General features: G+C 40.8%; 28 protein-coding genes and 1 pseudogene. 15 read left to right on the top strand and 14 right to left on the bottom strand.

Annotated features, from left to right (window positions below):
• Positions 1–43: 43 nt before the first annotated feature.
• Positions 44–1,231, bottom strand: a complete 1,188-nt coding sequence (locus tag HUS62_RS17770; protein ID WP_175080648.1) for an MFS transporter — start codon at positions 1,229–1,231, stop codon at positions 44–46.
• Between the two features lie 111 nt (positions 1,232–1,342).
• Between HUS62_RS17770 and HUS62_RS17765 the strand changes: the two genes are divergently transcribed.
• The gene (locus tag HUS62_RS17765; RefSeq protein ID WP_175080647.1) at positions 1,343–2,233 is read left to right on the top strand and encodes a LysR family transcriptional regulator; all 891 of its coding nucleotides are present in this window, start codon (positions 1,343–1,345) and stop codon (positions 2,231–2,233) included.
• A 33-nt stretch (positions 2,234–2,266) separates the two neighbouring features.
• On the opposite strand, the gene hisIE is transcribed toward HUS62_RS17765, so the two are convergent.
• The 8 genes from hisIE to hisG are packed head-to-tail and all read right to left on the bottom strand — an operon-like array spanning position 2,267 to position 9,334.
• Positions 2,267–2,881 carry a bifunctional phosphoribosyl-AMP cyclohydrolase/phosphoribosyl-ATP diphosphatase HisIE gene (hisIE, locus tag HUS62_RS17760; protein ID WP_175080646.1) on the bottom strand — a complete coding sequence of 205 codons (615 nt, stop codon included), beginning with the start codon at positions 2,879–2,881 and terminating at the stop codon, positions 2,267–2,269.
• Entirely contained in the window at positions 2,872–3,651 is a 780-nt protein-coding gene (gene hisF, locus HUS62_RS17755; protein WP_055021694.1) for an imidazole glycerol phosphate synthase subunit HisF, read from the bottom strand. Before hisF ends, hisIE begins: the two co-directional genes overlap by 10 nt.
• Complete coding sequence (locus HUS62_RS17750; protein ID WP_063707479.1) at positions 3,633–4,367, bottom strand: 1-(5-phosphoribosyl)-5-[(5-phosphoribosylamino)methylideneamino] imidazole-4-carboxamide isomerase; 735 nt, start codon at positions 4,365–4,367, stop codon at positions 3,633–3,635. The genes hisF and HUS62_RS17750 overlap by 19 nt, the downstream gene beginning before the upstream one ends.
• Positions 4,368–4,394: 27 nt before the next feature.
• Positions 4,395–4,985, bottom strand: coding sequence for an imidazole glycerol phosphate synthase subunit HisH (gene hisH / locus HUS62_RS17745; RefSeq protein WP_063707478.1), 591 nt, complete (start codon positions 4,983–4,985; stop codon positions 4,395–4,397).
• On the bottom strand, positions 4,982–6,043 hold the full coding sequence (gene hisB / locus HUS62_RS17740; protein WP_054563884.1) for a bifunctional histidinol-phosphatase/imidazoleglycerol-phosphate dehydratase HisB: 1,062 nt from the start codon (positions 6,041–6,043) through the stop codon (positions 4,982–4,984). Before hisB ends, hisH begins: the two co-directional genes overlap by 4 nt.
• Positions 6,040–7,137: a histidinol-phosphate transaminase gene (gene hisC, locus HUS62_RS17735; RefSeq protein ID WP_175080645.1), complete on the bottom strand. Its 1,098-nt coding sequence runs from the start codon at positions 7,135–7,137 to the stop codon at positions 6,040–6,042. Before hisC ends, hisB begins: the two co-directional genes overlap by 4 nt.
• On the bottom strand, positions 7,127–8,428 hold the full coding sequence (hisD, locus tag HUS62_RS17730) for a histidinol dehydrogenase (RefSeq protein ID WP_175080644.1): 1,302 nt from the start codon (positions 8,426–8,428) through the stop codon (positions 7,127–7,129). Before hisD ends, hisC begins: the two co-directional genes overlap by 11 nt.
• Positions 8,429–8,434: 6 nt before the next feature.
• The gene (gene hisG, locus HUS62_RS17725; protein WP_054563881.1) at positions 8,435–9,334 is read right to left on the bottom strand and encodes an ATP phosphoribosyltransferase; all 900 of its coding nucleotides are present in this window, start codon (positions 9,332–9,334) and stop codon (positions 8,435–8,437) included.
• Between the two features lie 344 nt (positions 9,335–9,678).
• Here hisG and HUS62_RS17720 point away from each other — a divergent pair, with 344 nt between their 5' ends.
• The gene (locus HUS62_RS17720; RefSeq protein ID WP_175080643.1) at positions 9,679–9,912 is read left to right on the top strand and encodes a hypothetical protein; all 234 of its coding nucleotides are present in this window, start codon (positions 9,679–9,681) and stop codon (positions 9,910–9,912) included.
• A gap of 91 nt (positions 9,913–10,003) precedes the next feature.
• A complete protein-coding gene (locus HUS62_RS17715) occupies positions 10,004–10,969 on the top strand; it encodes a sensor domain-containing diguanylate cyclase (protein WP_175080642.1) in 966 nt (321 codons plus the stop codon).
• Positions 10,970–10,996: 27 nt separating this feature from the next.
• Here the strand turns inward: HUS62_RS17715 and HUS62_RS17710 are convergent, their stop codons facing one another.
• Both HUS62_RS17710 and HUS62_RS17705 read right to left on the bottom strand, forming a co-directional pair.
• Positions 10,997–12,280, bottom strand: coding sequence for a sodium:proton antiporter (locus HUS62_RS17710; RefSeq protein WP_175080641.1), 1,284 nt, complete (start codon positions 12,278–12,280; stop codon positions 10,997–10,999).
• Between the two features lie 225 nt (positions 12,281–12,505).
• On the bottom strand, positions 12,506–13,585 hold the full coding sequence (locus HUS62_RS17705) for a mechanosensitive ion channel family protein (protein WP_175080640.1): 1,080 nt from the start codon (positions 13,583–13,585) through the stop codon (positions 12,506–12,508).
• A gap of 387 nt (positions 13,586–13,972) precedes the next feature.
• On the opposite strand from HUS62_RS17705, the gene HUS62_RS23220 reads away from it, so the two are divergent.
• The 6 genes and pseudogenes from HUS62_RS23220 to HUS62_RS17685 all read left to right on the top strand — a co-directional run bounded on the left by HUS62_RS23220 (position 13,973) and on the right by HUS62_RS17685 (position 17,984).
• Positions 13,973–14,116, top strand: coding sequence for a hypothetical protein (locus HUS62_RS23220; RefSeq protein ID WP_258536811.1), 144 nt, complete (start codon positions 13,973–13,975; stop codon positions 14,114–14,116).
• On the top strand, positions 14,089–14,442 hold the full coding sequence (locus HUS62_RS23215; protein WP_258536810.1) for a hypothetical protein: 354 nt from the start codon (positions 14,089–14,091) through the stop codon (positions 14,440–14,442). Before HUS62_RS23220 ends, HUS62_RS23215 begins: the two co-directional genes overlap by 28 nt.
• Positions 14,429–14,860 (top strand): annotated as a pseudogene (locus HUS62_RS23210) (PPC domain-containing protein); the annotation flags it as partial. The gene HUS62_RS23215 and the pseudogene HUS62_RS23210, both read left to right, overlap by 14 nt.
• 104 nt (positions 14,861–14,964) lie before the next feature.
• A complete protein-coding gene (locus HUS62_RS17695) occupies positions 14,965–16,881 on the top strand; it encodes an ATP-dependent DNA helicase (RefSeq protein WP_054563876.1) in 1,917 nt (638 codons plus the stop codon).
• Positions 16,882–16,891: 10 nt separating this feature from the next.
• Positions 16,892–17,584: a tRNA (adenosine(37)-N6)-threonylcarbamoyltransferase complex dimerization subunit type 1 TsaB gene (gene tsaB, locus HUS62_RS17690; RefSeq protein ID WP_175080639.1), complete on the top strand. Its 693-nt coding sequence runs from the start codon at positions 16,892–16,894 to the stop codon at positions 17,582–17,584.
• Between the two features lie 76 nt (positions 17,585–17,660).
• A complete protein-coding gene (locus HUS62_RS17685; protein WP_062565644.1) occupies positions 17,661–17,984 on the top strand; it encodes a hypothetical protein in 324 nt (107 codons plus the stop codon).
• A gap of 84 nt (positions 17,985–18,068) precedes the next feature.
• On the opposite strand, the gene HUS62_RS17680 is transcribed toward HUS62_RS17685, so the two are convergent.
• On the bottom strand, positions 18,069–19,358 hold the full coding sequence (locus tag HUS62_RS17680) for an alkaline phosphatase (RefSeq protein WP_175080638.1): 1,290 nt from the start codon (positions 19,356–19,358) through the stop codon (positions 18,069–18,071).
• A 110-nt stretch (positions 19,359–19,468) separates the two neighbouring features.
• Between HUS62_RS17680 and HUS62_RS17675 the strand changes: the two genes are divergently transcribed.
• The 3 genes from HUS62_RS17675 (at position 19,469) to rnd (ending at position 23,277) form a co-directional block, all read left to right on the top strand.
• Complete coding sequence (locus HUS62_RS17675; RefSeq protein WP_175080637.1) at positions 19,469–20,320, top strand: alpha/beta fold hydrolase; 852 nt, start codon at positions 19,469–19,471, stop codon at positions 20,318–20,320.
• 116 nt (positions 20,321–20,436) lie between these two features.
• Positions 20,437–22,098 (top strand): long-chain-fatty-acid--CoA ligase FadD, encoded by a 1,662-nt coding sequence (gene fadD, locus HUS62_RS17670; RefSeq protein ID WP_175080636.1) that lies wholly within the window; start codon positions 20,437–20,439, stop codon positions 22,096–22,098.
• A 48-nt stretch (positions 22,099–22,146) separates the two neighbouring features.
• Positions 22,147–23,277 (top strand): ribonuclease D, encoded by a 1,131-nt coding sequence (gene rnd, locus HUS62_RS17665; protein ID WP_058584178.1) that lies wholly within the window; start codon positions 22,147–22,149, stop codon positions 23,275–23,277.
• 41 nt (positions 23,278–23,318) lie between these two features.
• On the opposite strand, the gene HUS62_RS17660 is transcribed toward rnd, so the two are convergent.
• Complete coding sequence (locus tag HUS62_RS17660) at positions 23,319–23,765, bottom strand: hypothetical protein (RefSeq protein ID WP_175080635.1); 447 nt, start codon at positions 23,763–23,765, stop codon at positions 23,319–23,321.
• A 440-nt stretch (positions 23,766–24,205) separates the two neighbouring features.
• Here HUS62_RS17660 and HUS62_RS17655 point away from each other — a divergent pair, with 440 nt between their 5' ends.
• Positions 24,206–24,679, top strand: a complete 474-nt coding sequence (locus HUS62_RS17655) for a hypothetical protein (protein WP_175080634.1) — start codon at positions 24,206–24,208, stop codon at positions 24,677–24,679.
• A gap of 290 nt (positions 24,680–24,969) precedes the next feature.
• Positions 24,970–25,332, top strand: coding sequence for a hypothetical protein (locus tag HUS62_RS17650; protein ID WP_175080633.1), 363 nt, complete (start codon positions 24,970–24,972; stop codon positions 25,330–25,332).
• 286 nt (positions 25,333–25,618) lie between these two features.
• On the opposite strand, the gene HUS62_RS17645 is transcribed toward HUS62_RS17650, so the two are convergent.
• The gene (locus HUS62_RS17645) at positions 25,619–25,780 is read right to left on the bottom strand and encodes a hypothetical protein (RefSeq protein ID WP_175080632.1); all 162 of its coding nucleotides are present in this window, start codon (positions 25,778–25,780) and stop codon (positions 25,619–25,621) included.
• A gap of 114 nt (positions 25,781–25,894) precedes the next feature.
• Here HUS62_RS17645 and HUS62_RS17640 point away from each other — a divergent pair.
• On the top strand, positions 25,895–25,999 hold a 105-nt coding region (locus tag HUS62_RS17640; protein WP_175080631.1), incomplete at its 3' end, for a transposase.

The following is a 25,999-nucleotide window of genomic DNA, read 5'->3' as shown; positions in this document are numbered from 1 at the left end:
AATGAACATTAGGTAGCCCAAGTATGAGCCACCTAATGATTTTTTAGGGTGTTTTTATAGTGAAATAGCTGGCAATAGCTGCAAAAAATAAGATAGCTGCGCTAACAAAGAAGGTAATAGGGTAGTCATAAACATCGAATAATATGCCGCCGAATGTTGAGCCTAGCGCTATCGAAAATTGAATAATTGCTACCATCAATCCTCCTGCAACTTCAGCATCTTTTGGTAAAGCACGAGCTACCCAGCTCCACCAAGCAACAGGCGCTGCAGTTGCAATTAACCCCCATAATCCAAGTAATACGATGTTGATGTTAAAAAGAGATATTTGATTAGCTAAACAAAATGCTATTAAAGCCATAACCGCAGGAGCTGCTATTAATGCAAACGCTAAACTGAGCTTTATCACCTTGCTGATCAATAAGGTGCCAATAAAGCCTGCAAAACCGATAACAAATAACACCATAGAGACTTGTTGGCTGGTGGCTTGAAACGCTGACTCTAAAAAGGGCCTTACATAGGTAAATAAAGTAAATTGCCCCATAAATAGCAGCGCGACAGCTAGCATACCAAAACGGACGAGTGGCTTTTTAAATAACTTAAATGCAGAAAAAGGTCCTTTTGATTGCTGCTGAGCTGGCATGCTAGGCAAAGCCTGCCATTGCCAAAATACAGCAATAGCAATAAATGGCACTAAACACATAAACGCGCCTCGCCAGCCAAGAACACTGCCTAAATAACTGCCAAGTGGTGCTGCAATTATCATGGCAAGACCATTACCACCATTAAATACTGCCAGTGCTTTAGGCACTTTTTCCTCGGGAACTAAGCGCATTGCAGAAGCAGTTGAAAGTGACCAATAGCCACCAATGACTAAGCCGATTAACGCACGACCAAGCATATAAACAGCGTAACTATCAGCTACAGAGATTGTTAAAGTTGACAGTAGCATTATCAAGGTTAGAGCGACTAGTAAGGTTTTTCGATCACTTTTAGCAAATAAAGGACTCATGAATAGACTCGTGACCACCGCAAAAAAGCCAGATATTGCTAACCCCTGACCAACCATGCCTTTACTAATTGATAAATCTTCAGCCATAGGTGTTAATAAGCTTACAGGCATAAACTCGCAGGCTATTAAGGCGAAAATACATAATGTCATCGCAAAAACCCCACTCCAATTAGCTTGCTGCTCCATAGGCTGATCATCTTGATAGGTTGAGTAATTTGTCATGCTAGTCCATACAGTTAAATGTGATGGAGTATTTTTTCAGACATAGGTTGAATAGACTAGCTAATGAATACTAATATGCTTTATTAGTAATACTTATTAAAAGGCTGGTGGATGATCAAACAAAACCTCAATGAATTGAACTATTTTGTCATTGTGGCAAGAACTGGCAGTTTTACGCGTGCTGCGGCCCAGTTAGGCGTGACTCAGTCAGCTTTGAGTCAGGCTATTCGTTCACTAGAAGCAAATTTAGATATTCGTTTGTTAACCAGAACAACTCGAAGCGTATCACCGACACTCGCCGGGGAGCGTTTACTCAATGCAATAGGGCATCGTTTTGATGATATTGAAAATGAGTTAGAAGCGTTAACTGAACTCAGAGACAAACCTGCGGGTACGGTAAAAATTACCTGTGGTGACTTTATCATTCAGAACACATTACTCCCAAAACTGGCCAATGTATTAAAGCAATACCCCGATATTAATATTGAGTTTAATGTTAACTATGGCTACACAGACATTGTTGCTCAGCGTATCGACGCTGGCGTTCGTCTTGGCGAAACTATAGATAAAGATATGATTGCAGTGCCTATTGGTAAAGAGCTCAATATGGCAGCCGTTGCAAGCCCTGAGTATTTTACTAAGCATCCAAAGCCTAACACGCCAAAGGATCTTACTGCACATAATTGTATCAATATTCGCTTTCCGACTCATGGCGGTTTATATGCGTGGGAGTTTGAAAAAGAGGGTGAAGAACTTAATGTGAATGTACGCGGTCAATTAATCTTTAATACCTCTCATCATATTGTTGAGGCGGCGTTAAAGGGGTTAGGTATTGCGTTTCTACCTGAAGAAGAGTTTGGTGAGCATATAAAAAATGGTAATTTAATTAAAGTGTTGGCTGATTGGTGCCCTGCATTTCCTGGTTATTATTTGTATTACCCGAGCCGAAGGCAACCGTCTCCGGCATTTAAAATTGTGTTAGAAGCATTAAAACAGCAATAGAGTGCGGTATTTAGATACCACACTCTATAATTATTAATTATGGCGGCCTTTTAAACAGCTCACCACATCAGCCAGCGATAAGCCTTGGCGCTGTAATAACACTGTTAAGTGATACAGTAAGTCTGCTGATTCATTGGTTAATTCATCGTTATCATGTTTCATGGCTGCAAGGGCAACTTCAACACCTTCTTCACCCACTTTTTGGCAACTACGGCTTAAGTCTTTTGCAAACAAAGACGCTGTGTAGCTTTTGCTTGGATCATCGTCTTTACGCGAAACAATCACTTGTTCAAGCTCAGCTAAAAACGACAAGCTAGGTTTAGCATCATCGCCGAAGCAGCTTTGTGTACCTAGGTGGCATGTTGGCCCAAGTGGGTTTGCCAGTACTAATAGTGAGTCGTAATCGCAGTCGGTGTGTACTGAGACTACTTCAAGGTAGTTTTCTGATGTTTCGCCTTTGGTCCATAAACGCTCTTTAGAGCGCGAGTAAAAGGTTACTTTTTGCTTGTCGAAAGTGGCAGCTAATGCATCTTGATTCATAAAGCCTTGCATTAAAATTACCCCAGAGCGTGCGTCTTGCACGATAGCTGGGATCAATTCGCTTTTGGCAAAGTCGACTTGAGAAAGAGTGTCTTTGGTTAATTGCATAGTCTTGCCGCTACATTATTATCGATTAAAAATTGTTTTAGTTCGCCAATATCAATGACGTTCTTGTGAAATACGCTGGCAGCGAGCGCACCATCAACTTGGCTTTGCTGAAATACATCAACAAAGTCCTGCATCGTACCTGCGCCGCCCGATGCAATCAGAGGAATATCGCACAGTGCACGCATTTTTGATAGCTGAACATTGTCGTAGCCTTTACGCACGCCATCTTGATTCATGCAATTTAGTACGATTTCACCAGCGCCTAGGTCTTGCACGCGCTTAACCCATTCTTCGGTTTTGTAGCGAGTACGGCTTGATGCATTTGGGTCGCCAGTCAGCTGGTAGACTAAATACTCACCAGTGTTTTCATCATAAAAGCTATCAATACCCACAACTACGCATTGTTTACCAAACTCATCGTGTAATTCTTTGATAAGTTCTGGACGAGCAATTGCAGGGCTATTAATACTGATTTTATCTGCACCACGTTCTAAAACACGTGCTGCATCGGCAACAGATTTAATGCCGCCTGCCACACAAAATGGAATATCAATGTGGCGTGCAATATTCTCTACCCAATTAACATCAAGTAGGCGTTTTTCGACGCTGGCACTGATTTCATAAAACACCAGTTCATCCGCACCGGCATCGCTGTAGGCTTTGGCAAGCGTTAAAATATCACCAACCACTTCATGGCCTTTAAATTTAACACCTTTAACGACTTGGCCGTCTTTTACATCTAAACAAGGGATTATGCGTTTTGATAACATGCTAGCGCCTCCTCAACATTAAAGGCACCATCAAGCAATGATTTACCTAAGATAACACCGCCAACGCCCAGTTTTTTCAGCTTTGCAATATCATCAAGTGAGCTTACACCGCCTGAAGCTTGAACTTTAATCTCGCTGTTGTGGTTGGTTAAATCTTCATAAAGTGCAAACGAAGGACCAGTCATGGTGCCGTCTTTACTGATGTCAGTACACAGAAAATCAACCACACCCAGTGCCACGTAAAAATCAACAAGTTCGAACAAACCAAACTCAGATTCACTTAACCAACCATGTGTTGCGGGTGCCCAGCCGTTGTCAGTTTTATTAACATCCAGTGCGATAACAAAGTGAGAGCTGCCAAATTTTTCAATCCAGGCCTTTACTTGTTCGCGCTTTTCAACGGCCATTGAGCCAATCACGACTTGGTTAGCACCGGCTTCAAGCCAGTCAGCAACATCTTGCTCAGAGCGAATACCACCGCCCACTTGATAAGGCACATTAAGCGCTTTGGTTGCAGCTTGAATATGCTGCCACTGTTTTTTATTTGGATCGCGCGCGCCTTCTAAATCAACTAGGTGCAGTTTGCCTGCGCCGCTGTTTGCGTACTCTTGTAAGCGTGCGCCAAGTTCGTAAGGGTAAAATTGTGCTGTATCATACTTACCTTGGTATAAGCGCACAATTTGGTTTTGTAATACATCGAGTGCTGGAATAATCACGTTTATTTCTCTTATTTTTTGCTGCGCTTACAGCTGCCAATCTAAAAAGTTTTGTAAAAGTCGGGTGCCTACTTTGGCGCTTCGCTCTGGGTGGAACTGCATGCCTGCGTAGTTATCTTTGGCAACTATCGCTGAAAAAGCTTGCCCGTATTCACCGCTAACTAGGGTGGCATCGTTCACTGTGTGAGCAAAGCTATGCACAAAGTACACTTGATCTTGCGCCGATAACCCTTTGGTAAGGGCATGCTCTTTTAACACACTTAGGTCATTCCACCCCATGTGTGGTGAGGTTAATGTGCCCACTTCTAAGTGCTTAACAACACCCGGAATTTTACCAAGGCAATCAACGTTGCCTTCTTCAGTGCTGTCGCAAAGTAATTGCATGCCTAAACAAATGCCCATCAATGGACGCTGATATTCATCAATTGCTTGCTGCCAACCACCGTCTTTTAAGCGTTTCATGGCAACAGAAGCATGACCTACGCCAGGTAAAATCGCACGTTCAAAGCCTTTTAGTTGCTCAGGTGAGGTGATCACCTCAGGCGTTTTCCCTAAGCGCTCAAAGGCAAAACGAACTGAGTTAATGTTGGCACAACCGGTATTAATTATGGCAATCATAAACACCCCTTAGAGCTTGCTGTTTGTTGTGAGGCATCTTTTGCAATCGCAGCGCGAAGTGCTCTTGCAAACGCTTTAAAAAGGCCTTCAACTTGGTGATGACAGTTACCATCGCTAACCGACAGAATTAGGCTCATTGCGGCATTATCACTTAAGCTTTTAAAGAAGTGCTCAACCATTTGCACGTCTAAGTCGCCCACTTTTTCACGGCTAAAATCAGCATTTAATACAAACGAGGCGCGGCCCGATAAGTCAATTTGCGCTTCTGCTTTACATTCATCCATAGGGAGTGCAAAGCCATAGCGACCAATTTGCGTTTTTGTACCTAGCGCTTGTTTAAGGGCAAGGCCAAGTGCAATGCCGATATCTTCAACTAGGTGGTGCTCATCAATGTGTAAGTCGCCAGTGGCTTGAATATTAAGTCCGATATTGGCGTGTGTACGAATTTGGTCAAGCATGTGATCGAAAAAGCCAAGGCCAGTGCTAATTTCGCCATTTTTTGTTTGGTCTAAATTAACTTGCACATCAATTTGCGTTTCTTTGGTGTTACGAGTGACACGACCTTCACGGTTTGCGGTTGTCAGCTTAGTGACAATGGCATCCCAGCTGCCGTCATACAAAATTCCTTCGCAGCATAAGTTATTGGCAAGTCCGATATCTGTTTGGCGGTCACCAATCACAAATGAGCGTGCTAAATCGACTTTACCTGAGCGCATCAGCTCAGTAAGTAAACCAGTTTTTGGTTTACGGCAGTCACAATTTTGCTCATCAAAGTGCGGGCAGATCAGAACTTCATCAAATTTAATCCCTTGGCTGTTTAAGATATCCATCATCTTGTCTTGGGCAATATCAAAATCAGCGGTCGGGAAGCTATCAGTGCCTAAACCATCTTGGTTTGAAACCATCACAAGGCGGTAACCTGCCGCTTGAAGTTGTAATAGAGCAGGGATCACATTCGGCAAGAACACTAATTTTTCTAGGCTATCAACCTGTTTGTCGGTGATAGGCTCTTCGATAATCGTGCCATCGCGGTCAATAAATAAATACGGGTTGCTCATGATAATTCCTGTTCTACTGTATTGCTGGTCAGTGATAAGCCATCTAACCAAATTTTTACTTGTTCTAGTTCTTGCTCGTTACCGATAGAAATTCGTAACCAATCATTTTCGCCATATAAAGTGAAGGCACGCATCACGAGTCCTTGCTCAAGTGCGATATTAAATGATTGTTTGTCTTTTAGTTTTAAGGTGACGAAGTTACCTTCACCGCTCAGTACTTTGATAACAGCAGGTGATTGCTCAAGCCAGCTTTTCAGTTTGGCTTTTAAGCTATTTAAAATCGTTACCTGACGGCGCATTGAAGCGATGTTGTCGCTACTTAATGCATCTGCGGCAATGCTCGCAACCACCGTTGATACAGGGTAAGGCGCAATCACTTTACGAATAGGCGCAAGTAGCTCACTGTTGGCAAGCGTAAAGCCTGTTCTTAAACCCGCAAGTGCAAATGCTTTTGATAAGGTTCTTAGTACCACAAGGTTACTAAATTCGTTGATCAGGCTTGCCGCTGTTTGTTCTGGGCAAAATTCTATATAAGCTTCATCCACCACTACAATCGCTTTACCCGCAAGTTGCTGGGTGATTTTTCTGATTTTGTCTAGGCTTGTCATGCTGCCGGTAGGGTTATTTGGATTACAAATAAACACCAGCTTTGAATCAGCAACCGCAGTGACAATCTCATCAACTGTGCCTTTTAATAACAGCTCTTGAGTTAAACCGTTAATCGCAATGTTGTGGGTATCAGCAGTGACTTTGTACATGCCGTAAGTTGGCAAAAAAAGTGCAATGGTATCTTTAGCAGGGCTACAAAAAGTACGTACTAATAGTTCAATACCTTCGTCAGCACCGCGGGTCATCAGTACTTGCTCTGGCTCTAAATTAGCATAGCAAGCGTAACGGGTGATCACTTGCTGAGGCTGCGGATCTGGGTAGCGATTTAAATCAGTTAAATTGATATTTGGCGTACGTGAATACGGGCTTTCATTGGCATTTAACCACGTTGTGCCTGTTAGTTTTTCACTTTTCGCTGAACTATAGGCTGTAAGCGCTGCAATGTTATCTGGCAACAGCGTTGTTATTTTTGAATTATCGCTCATTGTTCATAGCCTCAAGACGAATTGAAACAGCATTAGCGTGAGCATCAAGCCCCTCTGCTGCGGCCAAAGGTAAAATTGCTTTAGATAATTCACGTAAGCCATTTTTACTGATGGTTTGCACTGTGTAAGTTCTAAAGAAGTCCAGTAAGTTTAAGCTCGAATAGGTCGCACTGTAACCATACGTTGGTAGTACGTGGTTCGTACCCGATGCATAGTCACCTGCAGACTCCGGAGTGTAATCACCCACAAATACTGAGCCGGCATTTTTCACTAAGCTTAAATAAGGCTGCGCATCAGCAAGCTGTAGAATAAGGTGCTCAGGACCATATTGCGCAGACACCGCAAAGGCTTGCTCAACCGAGTCGACTAATATCAAGCTTGAGTTTGCTAGGGCTTGCTCGGCAGTGTCTTTACGACTTAATTTTGCTAGTTGCTCTGTTAATGCTTGCTGTGTTTTTTCAATAATGCGTTCGCTGTTACACAGTAAAATAACCTGTGAATCAGCACCGTGCTCCGCTTGAGATAATAAATCTGCCGCAATAAACTCTGGGTTTGCACGCTCATCAGCGATCACTAGCACTTCAGAAGGGCCTGCTGGCATATCAATCGCCATGCCCGGAATAGTTTGCGCAACAAGTTGTTTTGCCATGGTGACAAAGCTATTTCCCGGGCCAAAAATCTTGTTCACTTTAGGCACTGACTCTGTACCGTAAGCCATAGCTGCAATCGCTCCGGCGCCGCCACTTTCTATAATGGTTTTAATACCACATAGTTTTGCCGCATATAAAATGGCAGGGTTGATAGTTTCATCGGCTTTCACAGGTGTAGTCAGCACAACGGTTTGTGCACCACTTAATTGTGCAAGCACCCCTTGCATGATCACGGACGATGGCAATGGCGCACTGCCACCTGGCACGTAAATACCTACCGCTTCAATGGCTTGATATTTAAGTTCACACAATACCCCTGGTTGTGTTGTTAACTTAATGTCTTTAGGTAATTGTGCTTGGTGAAAACGTTTTACATTGGCGTAGGCCGTTTCGATGGCGGCTTTTAACTCGTTTGATAATAACTGCTCAGCTTGGTTTATTTCTTCAACTGGCACTAATAAGCGAGGCGTTTCGCGCTTATCAAACTCTGTTGCCATCTTTAATAACGCTGCGTCACCTTGTGTTTTAACTGCATTTAAGATGTCGATGCAAATTGCTTCAACCTCTTTACTTGCAGTAACAGCAGGGCGGGTAAGTACCGCCTGCTGTGCTTGTTGATTTTCCTCATTCCAGCGAAACATGGATAATTACTCCATCATTTTTTCAATTGGCATAACAAGAATTGAGTTGGCACCTAGTGCTTTTAACTGTTCCATTGTTTCCCAGAAAAGGGTTTCGCTGCTAACCATGTGAAGTGCTACATAATCGTCGCTACCAGCAAGCGATAGTAAAGTCGGTTGGCCTGTGCCAGGTAGTAAGTCGCATACTTCATCAAGCTTTGCTTTTGGTGCGTGTAGCATGATGTATTTACTTTCTTTTGCTTGGCGCACACCACGTAAACGCGGCATTAACGTGTTGATTAAATCAAGTTTGCTTTGATCAGTAAGGTCTTTGTTTTGAATTAAACATGCATTTGATTCTAAGATGGTGTCGCCTTGCATCAAGCCATTAGCTTCTAAGGTTGCACCGGTAGACACTAGGTCACAAATTGCATCAGCTAAACCAGCACGCGGAGCAACTTCAACAGAGCCCGTTAACATGACTGTGCTTGCGTTAATGCCTTCGCGTTTTAGGTACTGGCTTAAGATTTCTGGGTAAGTAGTGGCAATGCGTTTACCTTCAAACCAGCTTTTATCTTGCGGACCAAGTTCTTGTGGCCATGCAAGTGCTAGGCGGCAGTAACCAAAATCAAGTTTAGAAAGTTTGTTTACTTCGAATGCCACGCCTTGGCGTTCGCGTTCGGCTTGAACTTCAACAAGTACGTTTTCACCAACGATACCTAGGTCACACACACCGTCCATTACTAGGCCCGGAATATCGTCATCGCGTACACGAAGTACGTCAATTGGCATGTTGGTAGAGTGTGCGATTAAACGTTGTTCACGAAGATTTAATTTAACACCAAGTTGCTTTAGTAACTCTTGGCAGTCTTTTGATAAGCGGCCGCCTTTTTGGATGGCGATTCGTAAACGGTTGGTATTGCTCATTATTCATTTTCCTTTAATTCAAAAACTAAAAACCCCGAGGGAACCTCAGGGCGAAAATAAATAATTTGGTTGATTGCTCGCCAGAGGTTCCTTTTAGGAATAACCTCTCAGCGAAAAACCTGACAGGCTATTCCGGTGAATGATGGTGATGATGGATAGTTGTCAGATTGAAGCGCATAATTTTTCCTGTATTGCACTCGTTTGTATAAACCAGTGCGTAAATCTGTTTAAATAAGTTACGTATATAGATAAACATGCTTTGCTAATCTTTGGCAAGCATTTTTTTGCGAAATTAAAGTATATGCTATAACTGCCGATAATAAATGGATAGATAGGAGGTACAAATGGATATCATGATCCCCTTTTTAGGTCGAATTACGCGCTTACAGTTGGAAAGTAAAGGTGCGTTCCATATTGCGGGCGTAAAAGATGCGAACGTGCAGCGAATTGAGCTCGAAAAGCGCCAAAAGCGTGAAATAGAACGCCGCAAAAAAGCCTCAAAAAAAGAAGATAAAGGCAACAAAAGTGCCATAGAAGAAGATGAAGAGGGTAATAAACACCTAGATACATGGGCTTAATACTCCATATAAGAATTTGTTTTTATGCAACTGAGTGGTTTTTTCTGCTAACGTTAAGAGACACTTGTGTTGTTACTTACAAGGCAATTCAATGGAACGACCTTTATTACCATTAAACGAGCAAGCTAGACTTGAAGAGCTTCGTTCGTTGAATGTTTTAGACTCTCAAAGTGAGCCTGCCTTTGACCGAATAACTCGCCTTGCCCAACAATTTTTCTCTGTACCCATTTGTGTTATTAGCTTAATTGACGAGCATAGACAGTGGTTTAAGTCATGTGTGGGGCTAGATGTGACAGAGACCGCAAGAGATATTTCATTTTGCGCCCATGCAATTTTATACAAAGATCCCCTAGTGGTTGAAAATGCCTTAAACGATAAGCGCTTTGCAGATAACCCACTGGTAATGGGAGACCCAAATATTCGCTTTTATGCGGGTTGCCCAATTACACTTAAATCAGGAAATAGAATTGGCACTTTGTGCCTTATCGATCATCAACCACGCAGTTTTAACAAACAAGAAATTAAAGCCTTACAAGACTTTGCAGCAATCGTCGAGCGAGAGTTTGCAATCATGCAATTAGCGACTACCGATGAGCTTACCTTACTGCCTAATCGTCGCGGCTTTATTGGCACTGCAGAGCATTACCTTGATTTATGTATTCGCCAGCACTTAAAAGCAAAATTAGTGTTTATTGATTTAGATAACTTTAAAACAATTAACGATAAATTTGGTCATGCCGCTGGCGATAGAGTACTGAAAGATTTTGCAGGGTTACTTGAAAACTGTTGTCGCAAGGCTGATTTATATGCACGTTTGAGCGGTGATGAGTTTGTGATTTTATTTACAGATTTAAATACCAGCGAATGCGATACTATAATGCAACGCTTATTGTTGTCATTCAGTGACTTACCTAATAGCTTTAATAACCAAGTTGAACTTGGCTTTTCTTATGGTATTGCCGATTTTTCTGATCAGCAACCTTGTTCACTGACGAAGTTACTCGCTGTTGCAGACGCGCGAATGTATGCCGATAAAGCACAAAAAAAGGCTCGATAATCGAGCCTTTAAGCTAAAAAGCAGTGCTTAATTTTTCGCTTCTGCGGATTGAATACTACTTTGGATCAGCGGCGAAATTGTTAAACCTTGTACGATAATCGAGAAAATCACTACTACGTAGGTGACAATAACAATTAGGTTGTGAAGATCAGAGCCTGCAATCATTACTTGATCGCGTGGGATGGCAGCTGCCATTGCCAGCGCTAAACCACCCCGCAAGCCACCCCAAGTGAGTATTTTCACTGAGTGCTTATCGTATTGGCGATACTTTTTAAAGAACACAAATGGTGCACCTACACTTATAAATCGCGCTAGTAACACCACAGGTACCATCAGTAAACCTAAACCAATTTCTTCTAGGGTAATAGGCATAGTGACAATTAGCATACCGATAATCAAAAACAGCAATGCATTTAAAAAGCTATCGGTGGCATGCCAAAAGTCTTTCACGTAGCGAGTATCTTCAGGCCCCGTACGTTCTGTTGCTTTTGAACGAGTAATATTGCCTAGTAAAATACCACTGGTGACCATAGCAAGCGCACCTGAGATTTCCCAAATATTCGCTGCTGCAAAGCCGGCTGTTGGAATGGTCAGGGTTAGTAGCAAACGAATGTTCACATCGCGGCTATTAATAATTAAAAAATGTCCGACTAAGGCAATTACGAGACCAAACACGATACCGCCAATTGCATCAACTAAGAACAATTCAGCAACGTCAGTAAAGGTGGCTTCGGTGCCATAAAAGGCCACTGAAAATATCGTTGTGAAAATCACCAAACCAATACCATCATTAAACAAAGACTCACCTTCAACTTGCACAGAAATACCTTCTGGGGCTCGCATTTGTTTAATAATGGCTAACACTGCAATCGGGTCAGTTGGGCTGATTAAAGCACCAAACAACAAGCAATAAATAAACGGTACTGGCCAGCCAACAAAAGCAAATAAATAATAGCTTAAGTAACCAACAATAACCGTTGAGGTTATGGTTGAAAATAACACTAATGCGGTAATTTCCCAGCGTTGCTTACGAAGGGCTGCTAAGTTGATTTCCAGCGCACCTGCGAACAGTAAAAACCCGAGCATGCCTTTTAATAGCAACTGATTAAAGTTGATACTTGAGACAATTTGAGTCATTTCGAGGGCCGTGCTATCACCGAGCATTTTAACGGCAAGTATAAGAAGTAAAGAAATAACAACAGAGCCAGTTGTTATAGCAATCGTGGTTTGCATTTTGAGGATGAATTGGTTAGCAAAAGCAATAAAAATAGCTAATGCTGAAAGAAAACAAATGAGGTACCAAGCATTCATTGTTTGACCTTAAATATTTGTATAACAAGACGCAGAAAGCAGTCACTTTCTGGCCGCATATAGTACGCCTCTAAAATAGGTATGTCACAGTGTTTATGCGATTTTTATGACATTTTAGAGTAAAAATTCAATGCGCTGATTGCATATGTATAATCGCTGTTAATAATGTCTCAAAAGAGACAAAATAAACCTGACAAAAGCGCAATTATGATAAGTTCAGTTAGGTCAATCAGCCTGTTTAAACTGGGCTGATTCTTGGCTGGTATTAATTGCTCTGATTGGGTAAGGGATCACAATTCCTTCTTCTGCGTAACGTTGATGTAATGCTTTGATAAAAGCAGATTTCACCCAAAAGCGGTTAAAGTACTCTTTTGCTCTTAACATCACCGTAAAATTGATGCTTGATTGATCGAATGTATGAAAGACCACAAAGGTTTCGTAATCATCAACGCCCCATTCATGGCTTTTTAATATCTGCCTAGCAACATCCAACGTAACCTGCTCAACTTTTTCAAGGTCGGAGCCATAATGCACTCCCACTTCAACGGGGACGCTGAGCTCTTTTTCTGGGTAAAAATAGTTAATGATGCGCGATTTAGACAGCTGACTATTTGGGATGACTATCATGTTATTTGGCAACATTTTTACCCAGGTTGAGCGCCAACCAATTTTCTCAACAAAGCCTTGGTCGCCACTTTCAAGCTCTATAAAGTCGCCGACCCGAATAGGTTTATCAATCACCAACTGCACGCCAGAAAAGAAGTTTTCGAGTGTCGGTTGTAAAGCCAAAGCGACGGCAAGAGAGGTAATGCCCAAAGAGGCAATAATCGGAGTGATTGATATACCCAACGTGCCTAATAACACCAATAAGCCAACACACACAATTGCACAGCGGATCAAGCCTTTAATGATGCTATGACTATTGGAAACTACCACTGAGCGGGCACTGTAATAATCAACGGTACCAAATAAGAAATGATCTAAAAATAACACTAAGGCAAAAATACAAATGGCTTTAGCGGTGGCCGCAATAGGTAAGGGGTGCTCAGCCATAAAGCCGGTGGTGTTTAATAACTGACCAAAAATGATCACAAGCACCATCATTGTGCACAAGGTCAATGGTGTAGAGAGTGAGTCAACCAGTAACGAGTCGAACACAAAGTCGGTTCGTTGGGTCCATTTCCTTAAGCAATAGATGATTACAAACTTTAATAAAAACAGGGCTATGGCGGCTAATACAGTACCACCAATGACGACCAGCCATGGCTCATTTAGCCATTCGTTTTGTATCAGATCAGTAATCATGCTTAGTCCTTAAACCCTAGATACTTGGTATTGTTGCAAGTTATGTACCCAGACTTTTTTATGGATATCTAAGCCTTTTGGCTGTGAATCACAAATAATGAGATGAGCAAAATAAAAACAAATAAAAGGTACAAATATTTATTTAATGTTATCATTTTATATCAATAAATTTACACCCCAAGCCGGCCTGTTAACAATTAATAAACTTAAAATTTTTATCCTACTGTTATTTATGAGCTTTTAATTTATAGGTAATACTTTGTTTGTAAATCTTTTGTTTCATTTTTAATTTCGCTCTATTCAATCTAGACTGGTCACCAATCGGGAACAGTGCAGTCCGGTTACTAGGAAAATATTAAATACATAACAATCTAACGGAGCGTAAACGTGAATTTATCTAAAATCACATTAGCAACTCTTGCTGCTTTTGCTTTGACTCAAGCAACAAGTGCAGTAGCTGCGAACAAGAAATACCTAAACGAACAAACAGGATTAACCAAGCTTTGCAAACCAATGCGTCATCAGTATTGAGTGCAAATCCAAATCAGTTAGTTGGTTTAGGTGCAGGGAATGATTTAGTTGTATTAAAAGAAATCAAAACCAGTAACGGCAACACTACGCGTCGTTATCAACAAATGTATCAAGGTCTACCAGTTATCGGCGATACAGTTAGCCTAACATTTGATGATAATGGTCAATTAAAACGTGCACATGGTGCAGCGGTGTATGACATTGCGGCAGACATCGACTCAGTGTCTCCGGCACTAAACAAGAAAAAAGCAATGGCGAAAGGCCTGGCTAATTCACCTGCTGCGATTAAATCGGTTGGGTTAAAAAACCATAACCTCTACAAGTAATGAAAGCTGTGTGATGTCGTTAGTTCAAACTGGCACGTATCATGTCATGGTTGAAGCGTGGAATGAGATTTCGAATGTGTCACTCACGGGAAGTTATAGCACCTCAGGTGGCGGCGAAAACGTTGACCGAACTGAGACAAACGTGAGTGTGGCTACCGGAAGTTGGCAGCGCTTTACTCAACAAATACCCGCAGGCCTCAGTAATTTAACGGTGACTATTTCTGGCGGTAGTGGCGATGCAGATTTGTATGTTAACTATGGCTCAGCGTCAACAAGTTCAAATTATCTTTGTCGGCCGTACAAAAATGGTAACGAAGAAAGTTGTCAATTTGATAACCCACAAGGTGGTACTTGGTACATAGATTTACAAGGTTACAGAGCTGCATCGGGCGTTACATTAACGATTCAAGGACAATGATTTAAACCCAATCATACTTTTAACCATGAGGAAGCAACGCTTCCTCATTTAGTCTTGCCCTTGGCAAGTCAGTTACGTAAAATCTGCCCATCACTTTTAATCTATTGGCGAAGTTTATCAAACAACTTTTCAGTGCCACTGGCCCCCTTGCACTTTCTCTTGATGGATATACTCCTCGGCAGCCACAAATTGACATGGCTGTTGCGGTTGATGATGCCTTAAAAAAACGTCACCAATTAGTGGTTGAGGCGGGCACAGGCACGGGTAAAACCTATGCTTACTTAGCGCCTGCGTTAAAATCAAAAGGCAAAACCATCATCTCAACGGGTTCAAAAGCACTACAAGAGCAGTTGTTTCACCGTGATTTACCCAATTTAGTCAAAGCACTGAGCGCCACTAAAAAAGTTGCCCTTTTAAAAGGCCGAGCGAATTATTTGTGTACTTATCGTTTAAGTCAGCATGTTGCGCATGTACCAACAGATGATCCTGATGTAATGCATCAACTTGCGATGGTGGCAAAGTTTGCAAGTGAAACCCGTTCAGGCGATTTAGCAGATTGTATTGGTATAGAAGAAGACGCCAAGGTACTGCCTTATGTTAGCTCAACGGCTGATAACTGTTTGGGTAAAGAGTGCCCCGATTTTCAAGATTGCTATATTCGTAAAGCCCGCTTAAATGCCATGGAAGCTGACGTGGTGGTGATAAACCATCATTTATTCTTTGCAGATATGGCTGTAAAAGACACAGGCTTTGCTGAATTAATGCCTACTGCAGACGCCTATATTTTTGATGAGGCTCATCAGCTCAGTGAAATTGCCAGTGACTATTTTGGTGAAAGTGTTAGCACCAAAAAGCTGGTGGATTTAATTAATGACTTACGAGCAATTTACCGTGCAGATATCCCTGATATGCTGCAATTAGGCAAAACTCTCAACAAGTTAGAAACTAGCGTGGCAGATTTACGCTTGCAGTTTGGGGTTGATGGTAGCCGTGGTGATTGGCGTGAAAAGCTGGCTGATAAAGATATTTGTGCAGCACTGCACCGGGTCATTAGCGACCTCGACTTTTTATACCAAGTATTAAAGTTATGCTTAGACCGTAGCGAAAAAATAGAGCATCCGTTTGAGCGTACGCTGGCCTTTAAAGGTCAGTTAGAGCGGGTATTTGATACCGCACAAACGGGCTATAGTTATTGGTACGAAACCACTCGCCGATACCTAACGGTAAACATTACACCGCTAAATGTATCGGCTAAATTCGCACAAATGATGAAAGACACAGGAGCAGGTTTTGTGTTTACATCGGCGACTTTATCGGTCGATAATGAATTAGAACACTTTAACGCTAGCCTTGGCTTAAAGCCAACGCAAAGCATGATTGTTGAAAGTCCGTTTGATTATCAACAACAAGCACTACTTTGTTTGCCACGCTACTTACCTGAGTCTCATGCGAATAATATGCCTCATGCTATTATCAAGCTGACCCTTGAGTTGATTAAGTCAGCAAAAGGTCGCTGCTTTGTGCTCTTTACTAGCTATCGTATGATGCACTTAGTGGCTGAAGGTTTAACCACACAAATGGATTATCCGGTTTATATGCAAGGGCAAATGTCTAAACGCATTATCCTTGAGAAGTTTACCCGTCACGGTAATGCCGTTTTACTCGGCACAGCCTCATTTTGGGAAGGCGTAGATGTTAGAGGCAGCACATTAAGTTGTGTTATCATTGATAAATTGCCGTTTGCCGCACCTGATGACCCATTATTGCAAGCAAAAATGCAAGATTGCCAGTTACAAGGCAAAGACCCATTTGCGCATATTCAATTACCTCAAGCGGTCATTGCATTAAAGCAAGGGGTAGGGCGACTTATTCGCGATAGTAAAGATAAAGGTGTGTTGGTTATTTGCGATAACCGCTTAGTAACACGCCATTACGGCCAAGTATTTTTAAAAAGTTTGCCACCCATGCGCCGCACGCGCGACTTAGCAATGGCAAACGCGTTTTTAGAACAGATCAATTAGAGTAACTTAGATGATTAAACACAATATTCTTGCCTTAGATGCATCAACTGAAGCTTTATCGCTGGTGCTACATTATCAAGGGCAAACATTTCATCATTTTGAAGAGTGCCCTCAGCAGCACAGCCAAAAGATTTTGCCTTTAATTGATGAGTTACTCGCAAAGGCGCAATGTAAACTAACCGACTTAGATGTGATTGGTTTTGGCCAAGGACCGGGTAGCTTTACGGGCGTGCGTATCAGTGTTGCGATTGCTCAAGGTTTAGCTTATGCCGCACGCTTACCTTTGGTTGGCGTATCAACATTGCAGATGATGGCGCAACAAGCGTTTGAGCAAGACCAAGCCAGCGATGTGTTTTCTGCGATTGATGCACGTATGGGTGAGATTTATTACGCTCACTATAAAGCTGATGATAATGGTTTAATGTTGCTTGTTGATGAAGAGCAAGTCATTAAACCTGAGTTGCTAACGTTACCTGAAACAGCAGCAACTGCGGTCGGTACAGGTTGGCAGACCTATCCTGCACTTGTTACAGAACTTGCAAATGTAAGTCTAAATGAAAACATTTTACTGCCTGATGCAAAGTACATGCTGGCCTCGGTTGCCACTGCATTCGCTAACGGTGATACAGTGACTGCAGCGAATGCGCAGCCTAAATATGTTCGTGATACAGTGACTTGGAAAAAGCTACCAGGCCGAGAGTAACTGAGAGAGTAACGAGACTTGCGTGCCCGTTAGTTATGGCACATAATTTAATCATGTTTAATGTGGAATTACGAGTTTGACTTTACCTATTGGCTCAGGCTTTTATACCGGTGACATTCCCGGTCAATATAGCCGTAAAAATACCGTTACTGATAAGCCTAAAGCGATATCAGACCAAACGGCTGAGCAAAAATCGTCAACAGAGTATGTTAAATCAAGCCCTCAAGCTGTTGCTATTGCTGATGAATTTAAAGCTGAGTCGCAAAGCTATCAGCAAACAATATATGATAAACCAAGCAACCCAAAAACCAGTCGCGCTATTTCAACCTATACGGAATTTGCTAACTTAGAGCGCCGCGCCGAAGTGCAAAGCCTTATTGGCGTTGATGTATATGCTTAGCTAATTGCTAATACTGAATTCATAAAAAAAAGCCTAAACAATATGTTTAGGCTTTTTTTATGATTGGACAGTATTCAATATAAATTACTGCTTAATAAAATCAATCAGCTTGTCGGCAATCGCAGTATTGTTTTGCGAACCGTAGAAATCTTCAGCACGTTTACCATAGGCAAACACTTGTACATCAATAGCGGTGTGGCCGCCAGTAGTCCAACCTGTGAAGCTGGCATGATTGATAATATCTTTTACAGCAAGTAGCAGTGCTTTCTCGCCCATTTTCTTAGCTTCGCTTAGCTTAATGCTGTTAGCATCGGTGAATTCGATATCAGAATACTTTTGCCATACTGCTTTTAAGTCATCGCTTTCAAGTAGATCTTTTGTGATAGTGCCAGCTGTTGCTTTAACACCTTTAATCACGTCTGTTTCCCACTTATATTGACCATGAGCACCGAGTGTTAAGCCACCTGTTGAGTGATCGGCAGTGATAACAAGCAGGGTATCAGGGTTTTTATCTACATACGCTTTTGCTTGTTCAATTGATTTAGCAAAGTCATCCATTTCGCCCATTGCACATGCAATGTCGTTTGCATGACCACACCAGTCAATTTGGCTGCCTTCGATCATCACAAAGAAACCTTTGTCGTTTTGATCATCAAGTAAATCAAGTGCTTTCGTTGTCATTTGCGTAAGGCGCGTTGGATTTTCGTCAAGCGCAAACGGTAAACCGACTTCAGCGAATAAACCAAGCGCTGGAACTTGCTTTAAGTCATTCATTGCTGCAAAGTCATCGCTGTACTGATAGCCAGCCGCTTTAAACTCTTCTACAAGGTTACGGTCTTCACGAACGTAATATTTCGTGCCGCCACCAAGCATTAAATCAACCGGTAATTTACCCGCGATTTTGTTATCGATATAGTCGTTAGCAATTTCGTCGTAGTTACGGCGTGATTCGTTGTGCGAAGCAAAGCTTGCTGGTGTAGCGTGGTTGATTTGCGAAGTAGCTACGAGTGCTGTTGTCATGCCACGCTCTTTAGCAACTTCAAGCATAGTTTTTACTGGTTTTTTATCAGTATCAACGGCAATTGCGCCATTATAACTTTTATGACCACTGCTCAGAGCTGTTGCACCCGCTGCGCTGTCTGTTACATAGGTATGATCATCAGGGTAGGTATGTGCCATACCACGCAAAATAGTATCGAAAACAGTTGGGTCAACAACTTTAGTATTTGGATCATCTTTAAAGTAACGATATGCAGTTGTGTACGCCGGGCCCATACCATCACCAATCATATAAATGATGTTTTTTGGTGCTGATTCAGCCATTACTGAGCCTGCTGAGCATAATAATGCTAAAAGACTTAATTTTAATTTCATTGATGTAACCTTATTATTGTGCCCTTATTTATACTGCGAGGATTATTGTATACTAGCCAGACGATAAATAAACGCCTTTAAGTTGAAACGCTTAATAAATAGGAGCAATTGTGCAACCTTTTTCTTTTCAAACTGGCACTCAGGCAATGCATGGCCTAACCTTTGGTCATGGCGAAGAGGTTGTGATTGCCTTACATGGTTGGCTTGATAACGCACATAGTTACATACCTATGTTACAAAACGCGCAGTTAAACCAGCGTTGGTATTGCCTTGATTTTCCTGGCCATGGTTTATCTGATTGGCGAAGCAGTGACGCCCACTATTACTTTATTGATTATGTTGATGATGTATATAAGTTTATTGAGTCACTTGATGTAACGAAAGTGCATTTAGTTGGCCATTCTATGGGCGCCATGGTCGCTGGTGTTTTTGCGAGCTGCTTTCCTGAAAAGGTGGCAACGGTAAACTATATTGAGGGAATTGGCTGCGTTACAACTAATAGCAATGAAGTGAGCGGCCAACTTCGTAAAGCGATTTTAAACAGAGCGCGAGTAAACAGCAAAGGCCCTCGTGCATTTGACTCAATATCGCACATTATTAGTGCAAGGCTTGCAAGTGGCGACCTTGAATACCCACAAGCAGAGCTTTTAATGACACGAAATAGTTACGAAAAAGCAGGGAAGTGGTATTTAACAACCGATCCTAAGCTTAAAAATCACTCAGGATTTCGCTTTGATGAGGCGCAATGTATTGCAACCATCAAACAAATTAACGCACCATGTCAGCTTATCCTAGGGGATAAGGGTTACCCTTTTGTTAGAGATAACCTAGAGGCATATGGTAAATATTACAAGGAGTTAAAAATTCATGAGATACCTGGAGGTCACCATTGCCATATGCAAAGTCCTGCATTAACCTTAGAGCACATTCATGCATTTATTGGGCAGTATAAAGCAAGTTAATTGTATAATTGCACCAAATGTGGGATTATCTGCACCATTAGAGTATTTACTCCATTGAGAAATGGCCTTAGTTAGATTAAGGTTATTAAAAATATAATTATAAACAGGAGCTAAGAGTGGAAAAAATCTGGTTTAAACGCTACCCAGAAGGTATGCCTGAAACAATCGACCCTGAGCATTATCACTCGCTACTCGACTTGTTTGAAAAAAGTTTTGCTGACTATAGTGACCTTCCAGCCTTTACCAACATGGGTAAAGTGTTGACCTATAGTGAGTTAGACAGTGCTACAAAACGTGTTGCGTCGTACATCCAAAACGATCTTGGTCTGAAAAAAGGCGATAAAGTAGCGGTGATGATGCCGAATCTACTGCAAACGCCCGTGACTATTTTAGGTATTCTTCGAGCGGGCTGTGTAGTGGTGAACGTAAACCCACTTTACACCGTGCGTGAATTAGAGCATCAATTAAATGACTCAGAGTCATCAGCAATTTTCATTCTTGCTAACTTTGCCGATACTCTAGAAAAAGCATTACCAAAAACCAACGTTAAGCACATTGTGGTTACCCAAGTGGGTGATATGGTGGGCGGCCTTAAAAAGCACATCGTTAATTTTGTGGTTAAGCACGTTAAGAAAATGGTGCCTAGCTACACATTACCAAATGCAATCAAATTTGCAGATGCGCTTGCTGGTAACGAAGCCAGCTATAAAAAGCCAGATGTTGATTTAAACGACTTAGCATTCTTGCAATACACAGGCGGTACAACCGGTGTATCTAAAGGTGCAATGCTTTCTCATGGCAACATGGTTGGTAACCTTGAACAAGTATCAGGTTGTTTAGATAAAGTATTAGAGCGCGGAAAAGAAGTGGTTATTACGGCACTGCCGCTTTACCACATCTTTGCACTGACAGCGAACTGCCTAACATTTATGAAATACGGTGGTTTAAACGTACTTATTACAAACCCTCGTGATATGCCTGGCTTTGTAAAAGAGTTAGCACAACACAAATTTACTGCTGTAACGGGTGTAAATACGCTATTTAACGGTTTACTAAATACCCCAGGTTTTGCTGAGCTTGATTTCTCAACGTTAAAAATGTCACTTGGCGGTGGCATGGCGGTACAGCGTCCAGTTGCTGAAAAATGGCAAGCTGTAACAAAAACCAAATTAATGGAAGGTTATGGCTTAACTGAGTGTGCACCACTTGTAACTGTTAGCCCTTACGACCTTGAAGGTTATAACGGCTCAATTGGTTTACCTGCTCCTAGCACTGATATTAAGCTTATGCTTGAAAATGGTGAAGAAGCAGCAAAAGGGGAGCCAGGCGAGCTTTGGGTTAAAGGCCCACAAGTTATGCAAGGTTACTATAACCGCCCAGATGCAACAGCCGAATGCTTAAAAGACGGTTGGTTTGCAACGGGTGATATTGCAACTTACGATGATGAAGGTTTCTTCTATATTGTTGATCGTAAGAAAGACATGATTATCGTATCTGGTTTCAACGTGTTCCCAAATGAGATCGAAGAAGTTGTTGCTATGCACGATGGCGTGCTTGAAGTAGCGGCAATCGGTATCCCTCATGAGGTCAGTGGCGAACAAGTTAAAGTTTTTGTCGTGAAAAAAGATCAATCTTTAACTGAAAAAGATATAATAAAGCACTGTCGTGATAATTTAACGAACTATAAGGTGCCTAAACTCGTTGAGTTTAGAGATGAACTACCAAAAACAAACGTTGGTAAGATTCTAAGAAGAGCCTTAAAGGACGAACAAAAATAATTAAAGCCGGCATTAGCCGGCTTTTTTATGGTAAAGAAAGGGGTATAAGTGCAATATCAACTGATCGAAACGCAAAATCAATTAAATGATTTTGTAGAAAAAATAACAGGAAAACCGGTACTGGCAATTGATACCGAGTTTATGCGTCGCCGTACGCTTTACCCTGAAGTTGCACTTATTCAAGTATACGATGGTGAGCATTTAGCGTTAATCGACCCACTGGCTGAGTTGTCGCTTTTTGATTTTTGGCAAGTACTTAAAAACCCAGAGGTGTTAAAAGTATTGCATTCACCGTCAGAAGATATTGAAGTGTTTCAAAAATACGCTGGATTTGTACCAACACCGCTGTTTGATACCCAATTTGCTCTACAAATACTAGGTCATGGTAACTGTATGGGCTTTGCCCACATGGTGAAAGAGTTACTTGATATCGAAATTGATAAAAGCGAATCACGGACTAACTGGCTACAGCGCCCACTCACAGAAAAGCAGCTAGATTATGCCGCTGCCGATACGTACCACTTACTGCCTTGTTTTGAAATTATTAAAAAACAAATTGATGAAGCTGGCTTTTTTGACATTGTGATCAGCGAAAGCGAGTTAGTCGCGCAAAAACGTGCTTACCAACCACCTGCAGAGCAGCTTTACAAAGATATTAAAAATGCTTGGCAATTACGACCGCACGATTTAGCTGTATTGCGCGAACTTGCCGCATGGCGCCGTGAAAAGGCAGAGCGCAAAAACCTCGCCCTTAACTTCGTGGTAAAAGAGCACAACATGGTTGAAATTGCTAAGCGCAAGCCTGCAAGTTTAAATGCGTTACGCAGAGTGCCAGGTGTTGAGCCAATGGAAGTGAATCGTTCGGGCGTAGAAATTTTAAAATGTATTGAGCGTGGTAAAGCCGTTCCTGTCAGCGAACAACCTGCACAACTAAAACGTTTAATCGATTTTCCGGCATATAAAAAAGCCGCTAAAGATATTAAACAAAAAATTACCAAAGCTGCAAAAGAGCAGGGCATTCCTGAAGATGTATTGGCCTCTAAAAAACAGATTAACCAGCTGATCAGCTGGAATTGGAAGCTCGATGCCGATGAGCGTAAAGCCGCATCAAAGCCAGATCTGTTTAACTCATGGCGCTATGAGTATGTGAAAGACGTACTTAAAGAGTGGCAAAACTAAGTAACTAACTTTTTAAAGGGCTTTTTATGCTTTGACTTGCATTAAAAGCCCTGAAACTTGCTGCGTTTACGCGTAACCTTTAACCAATGCAGTAAGTTATTATCATATCGTTTTAATCGTTGTTTTTGTTTCGACGTTAAATAATAAAATGGCGCGAATATAAAGTAGCCATGACCAATGATTACCACACAATTAAAACCATATTTAGAAAATTGTTTAATTTGTTTAGTTTTGTTCGGTTCAATATGAACATTCCCAAACGCAGAGCTATAAAAAATACCATGGCGACAAATGGTAAGTTTTTTCTTGCTACTTAACATTAAAAATACAACCACAAACGAAATAACTGTAAAAGCCAGTAAAAGTAGCTCGTAGAATGGATGGATTTTTGATGCTGATTTTAATATGAAAAGTAATAAGGCTGCTAAAGTGATAAGCACTGCAAGCGTGCTTTTCTCTGAACTCTTCCTTAAATTCAATACTTTCATTCTCAATCCTTGAGAGGCTTTTTTAATATAGTACTCCGCCACTTAGATAATTCAATCTGCCAAAAAAATGAAAGTAAAAGCTTTTTTTAATGTTTTATTATTAATTTTCAATGCTGTGTTTTATTTAGCTTGTTGAAATAAAATGAGATATTTAAAATTAAATTTTGTATTGAGTTGTAAGTGTGAGTTTTTAATGGTGGGGTTAATAAGTGACTGTTGATTGCTTTGTTTATTTTAGGTTTAATATTAAAAATAGAACCGAGTTTTTTGGGTTCTTGGATAAATTAATAAACTACTTAATAAGTCTAGGCTATATTAAAAGTAAATTTTAGAAGGTAAACTTACTCGCTGATTCACATCGAGCATCTAGTGCTTTTGTGTTGAAAACGACTATGTAAAAAACTGCTTGTCGCATTCATAGTTTATGGAATGCATCTTTATTGTATAACTTAAGAGGGATTAAATGTCATTTATCACTAGTTTTAAAAATATGGATAATAAATTTGCATGGTCATTTTTGGTCATTTTTGGTCATTTTTGGGCTTTTGATGGCTATTTTGTTTGGCGGTGTAACATTGTATTTGGGTTTTATTAAAGAGAATAAACCCGATTTGAATTATATAGTAACAGCTGATTCAAGTGTTTTAGATATTAAGGAGCAATTAGGTAGCCTAGATGTTTTATATGAAGGAGAAAGCCTTAGCAAAAGAAAGCAAGACTTAAGGTATATTACATTTAAAGTTATAAATAAAGGGGATTCTGCAATACTATCAAATCTTTACGATACAAACTTTCCGATAGGCTTTAAAATTGAAAATGGTGAAATGGCAGATGATCCAGTTTTATTGAGTGCTAGTAACAATTACTTAAAGGAAAAACTTGTCGCTAAAAAACAAAGTAAAAAGAGTGTATGATTCTCTAATGTCATACTTGAGCCTAATGAATATTTTGAAATAAAAATTTTAGTCCTGCATGAGATAGGAAAGGCTCCTACAATAAAAGCTTTTGGTAAAGTGGCAACTGTAGATAAAATTGATGTACTCCGAGTCTTTTCAGAAGTTAATGAACAATCATTTATAGAAAAAACATTTGGTGGAGGCCTTTGGGTTAATATAATAAGAATATTTGTTTATGGACTGATTTTTTATTTGGAATAATTGCTCTTTTCACAATTGAAGAAAGAAATTCTGCTAAAAATGAGAGAATGAGAAAAGAGAAGCTTATTCAGACGTTTAAAGACTATGATAGCGAGAAAATAACAGAAAAAGATGAATTCTTTTTTGATTATTATTTATCACGAAGTGTTAGTAAGCTTAAAACTATCAAAGATATCTTAAATGACCCTAGTGAAATTGATGAGTATGATCGCAAACTTTTTGAAGAGTTAATGAGCGAAGGATTAATTAAAGTTAATAATGAAAAATATATCGTCGATGAAAGTAGGCTGGCAGTACTAGCTAATTTCATCAACTATTTGAATAGGAAAGGTGAGTTTAAAGATAAATGGATTGTCCTTGATGATGAAGAAGCTAAGGCTGATTTAAGAAAAAAATCTGATAGCAAATAACCTGTTATAAATACCCTCAGCTCGACTAAATAGATTGGTCATTATTTAATTCCTGATTTTTGTTAGGATTCAGAAATATCCTTATATTTGTTTTCTTTATATGAGCTCACGTGTTTAAAGCGAGCTCATTCCTAAAGTAACCCTACAAACCAAGTAAAATCTTATCTAAATTTTGTTTTGATTTAGCAACGCTTTGTAGTGGGGTTAATCCGTTTGGATATTCTTCTTGCTCAAGCACTAACCACTTGGTGTTGCCGTGCGACTCTAAAGTATCGATGATGGCAGGTCAATCAATGTTGTTTTCGCCGATAATCGTGCTCATGTTGCTTCCCTCAATCGTACGAACTTTAATGTGCGTAGCAAGAGTGCGGTTAGGGTACTTTTTAATAAAGTAGATTGGATCTTTAGCAGCGTAATTGACCCAGCCAATATCTAACTGCAATGGCATGGTCTTGGGTGTATTACTGGCAATGTAATCCCAAAACGTTGCATTATTAAATGAACTGGTTTAATTGAGCCGGACACTTTAATAATGGACAATGTTCCAATATTGAGGTGTTAAATGACAAAACGTAAAAATAAATCTTATGCAACCGAATTTAAGCAAGAAGCAGTTGCTTTAGTCACTGAGCAAGGCTATTCAGTTTCAGAGGCCGCAGCCTCTTTA

Source organism: Pseudoalteromonas sp. 0303, assembly GCF_013349995.1.
Taxonomy (GTDB): domain Bacteria; phylum Pseudomonadota; class Gammaproteobacteria; order Enterobacterales; family Alteromonadaceae; genus Pseudoalteromonas.
The sequence above is the reverse complement of the archived record's forward strand: the minus strand, read 5'-3'. Positions and strand labels throughout refer to the sequence as shown.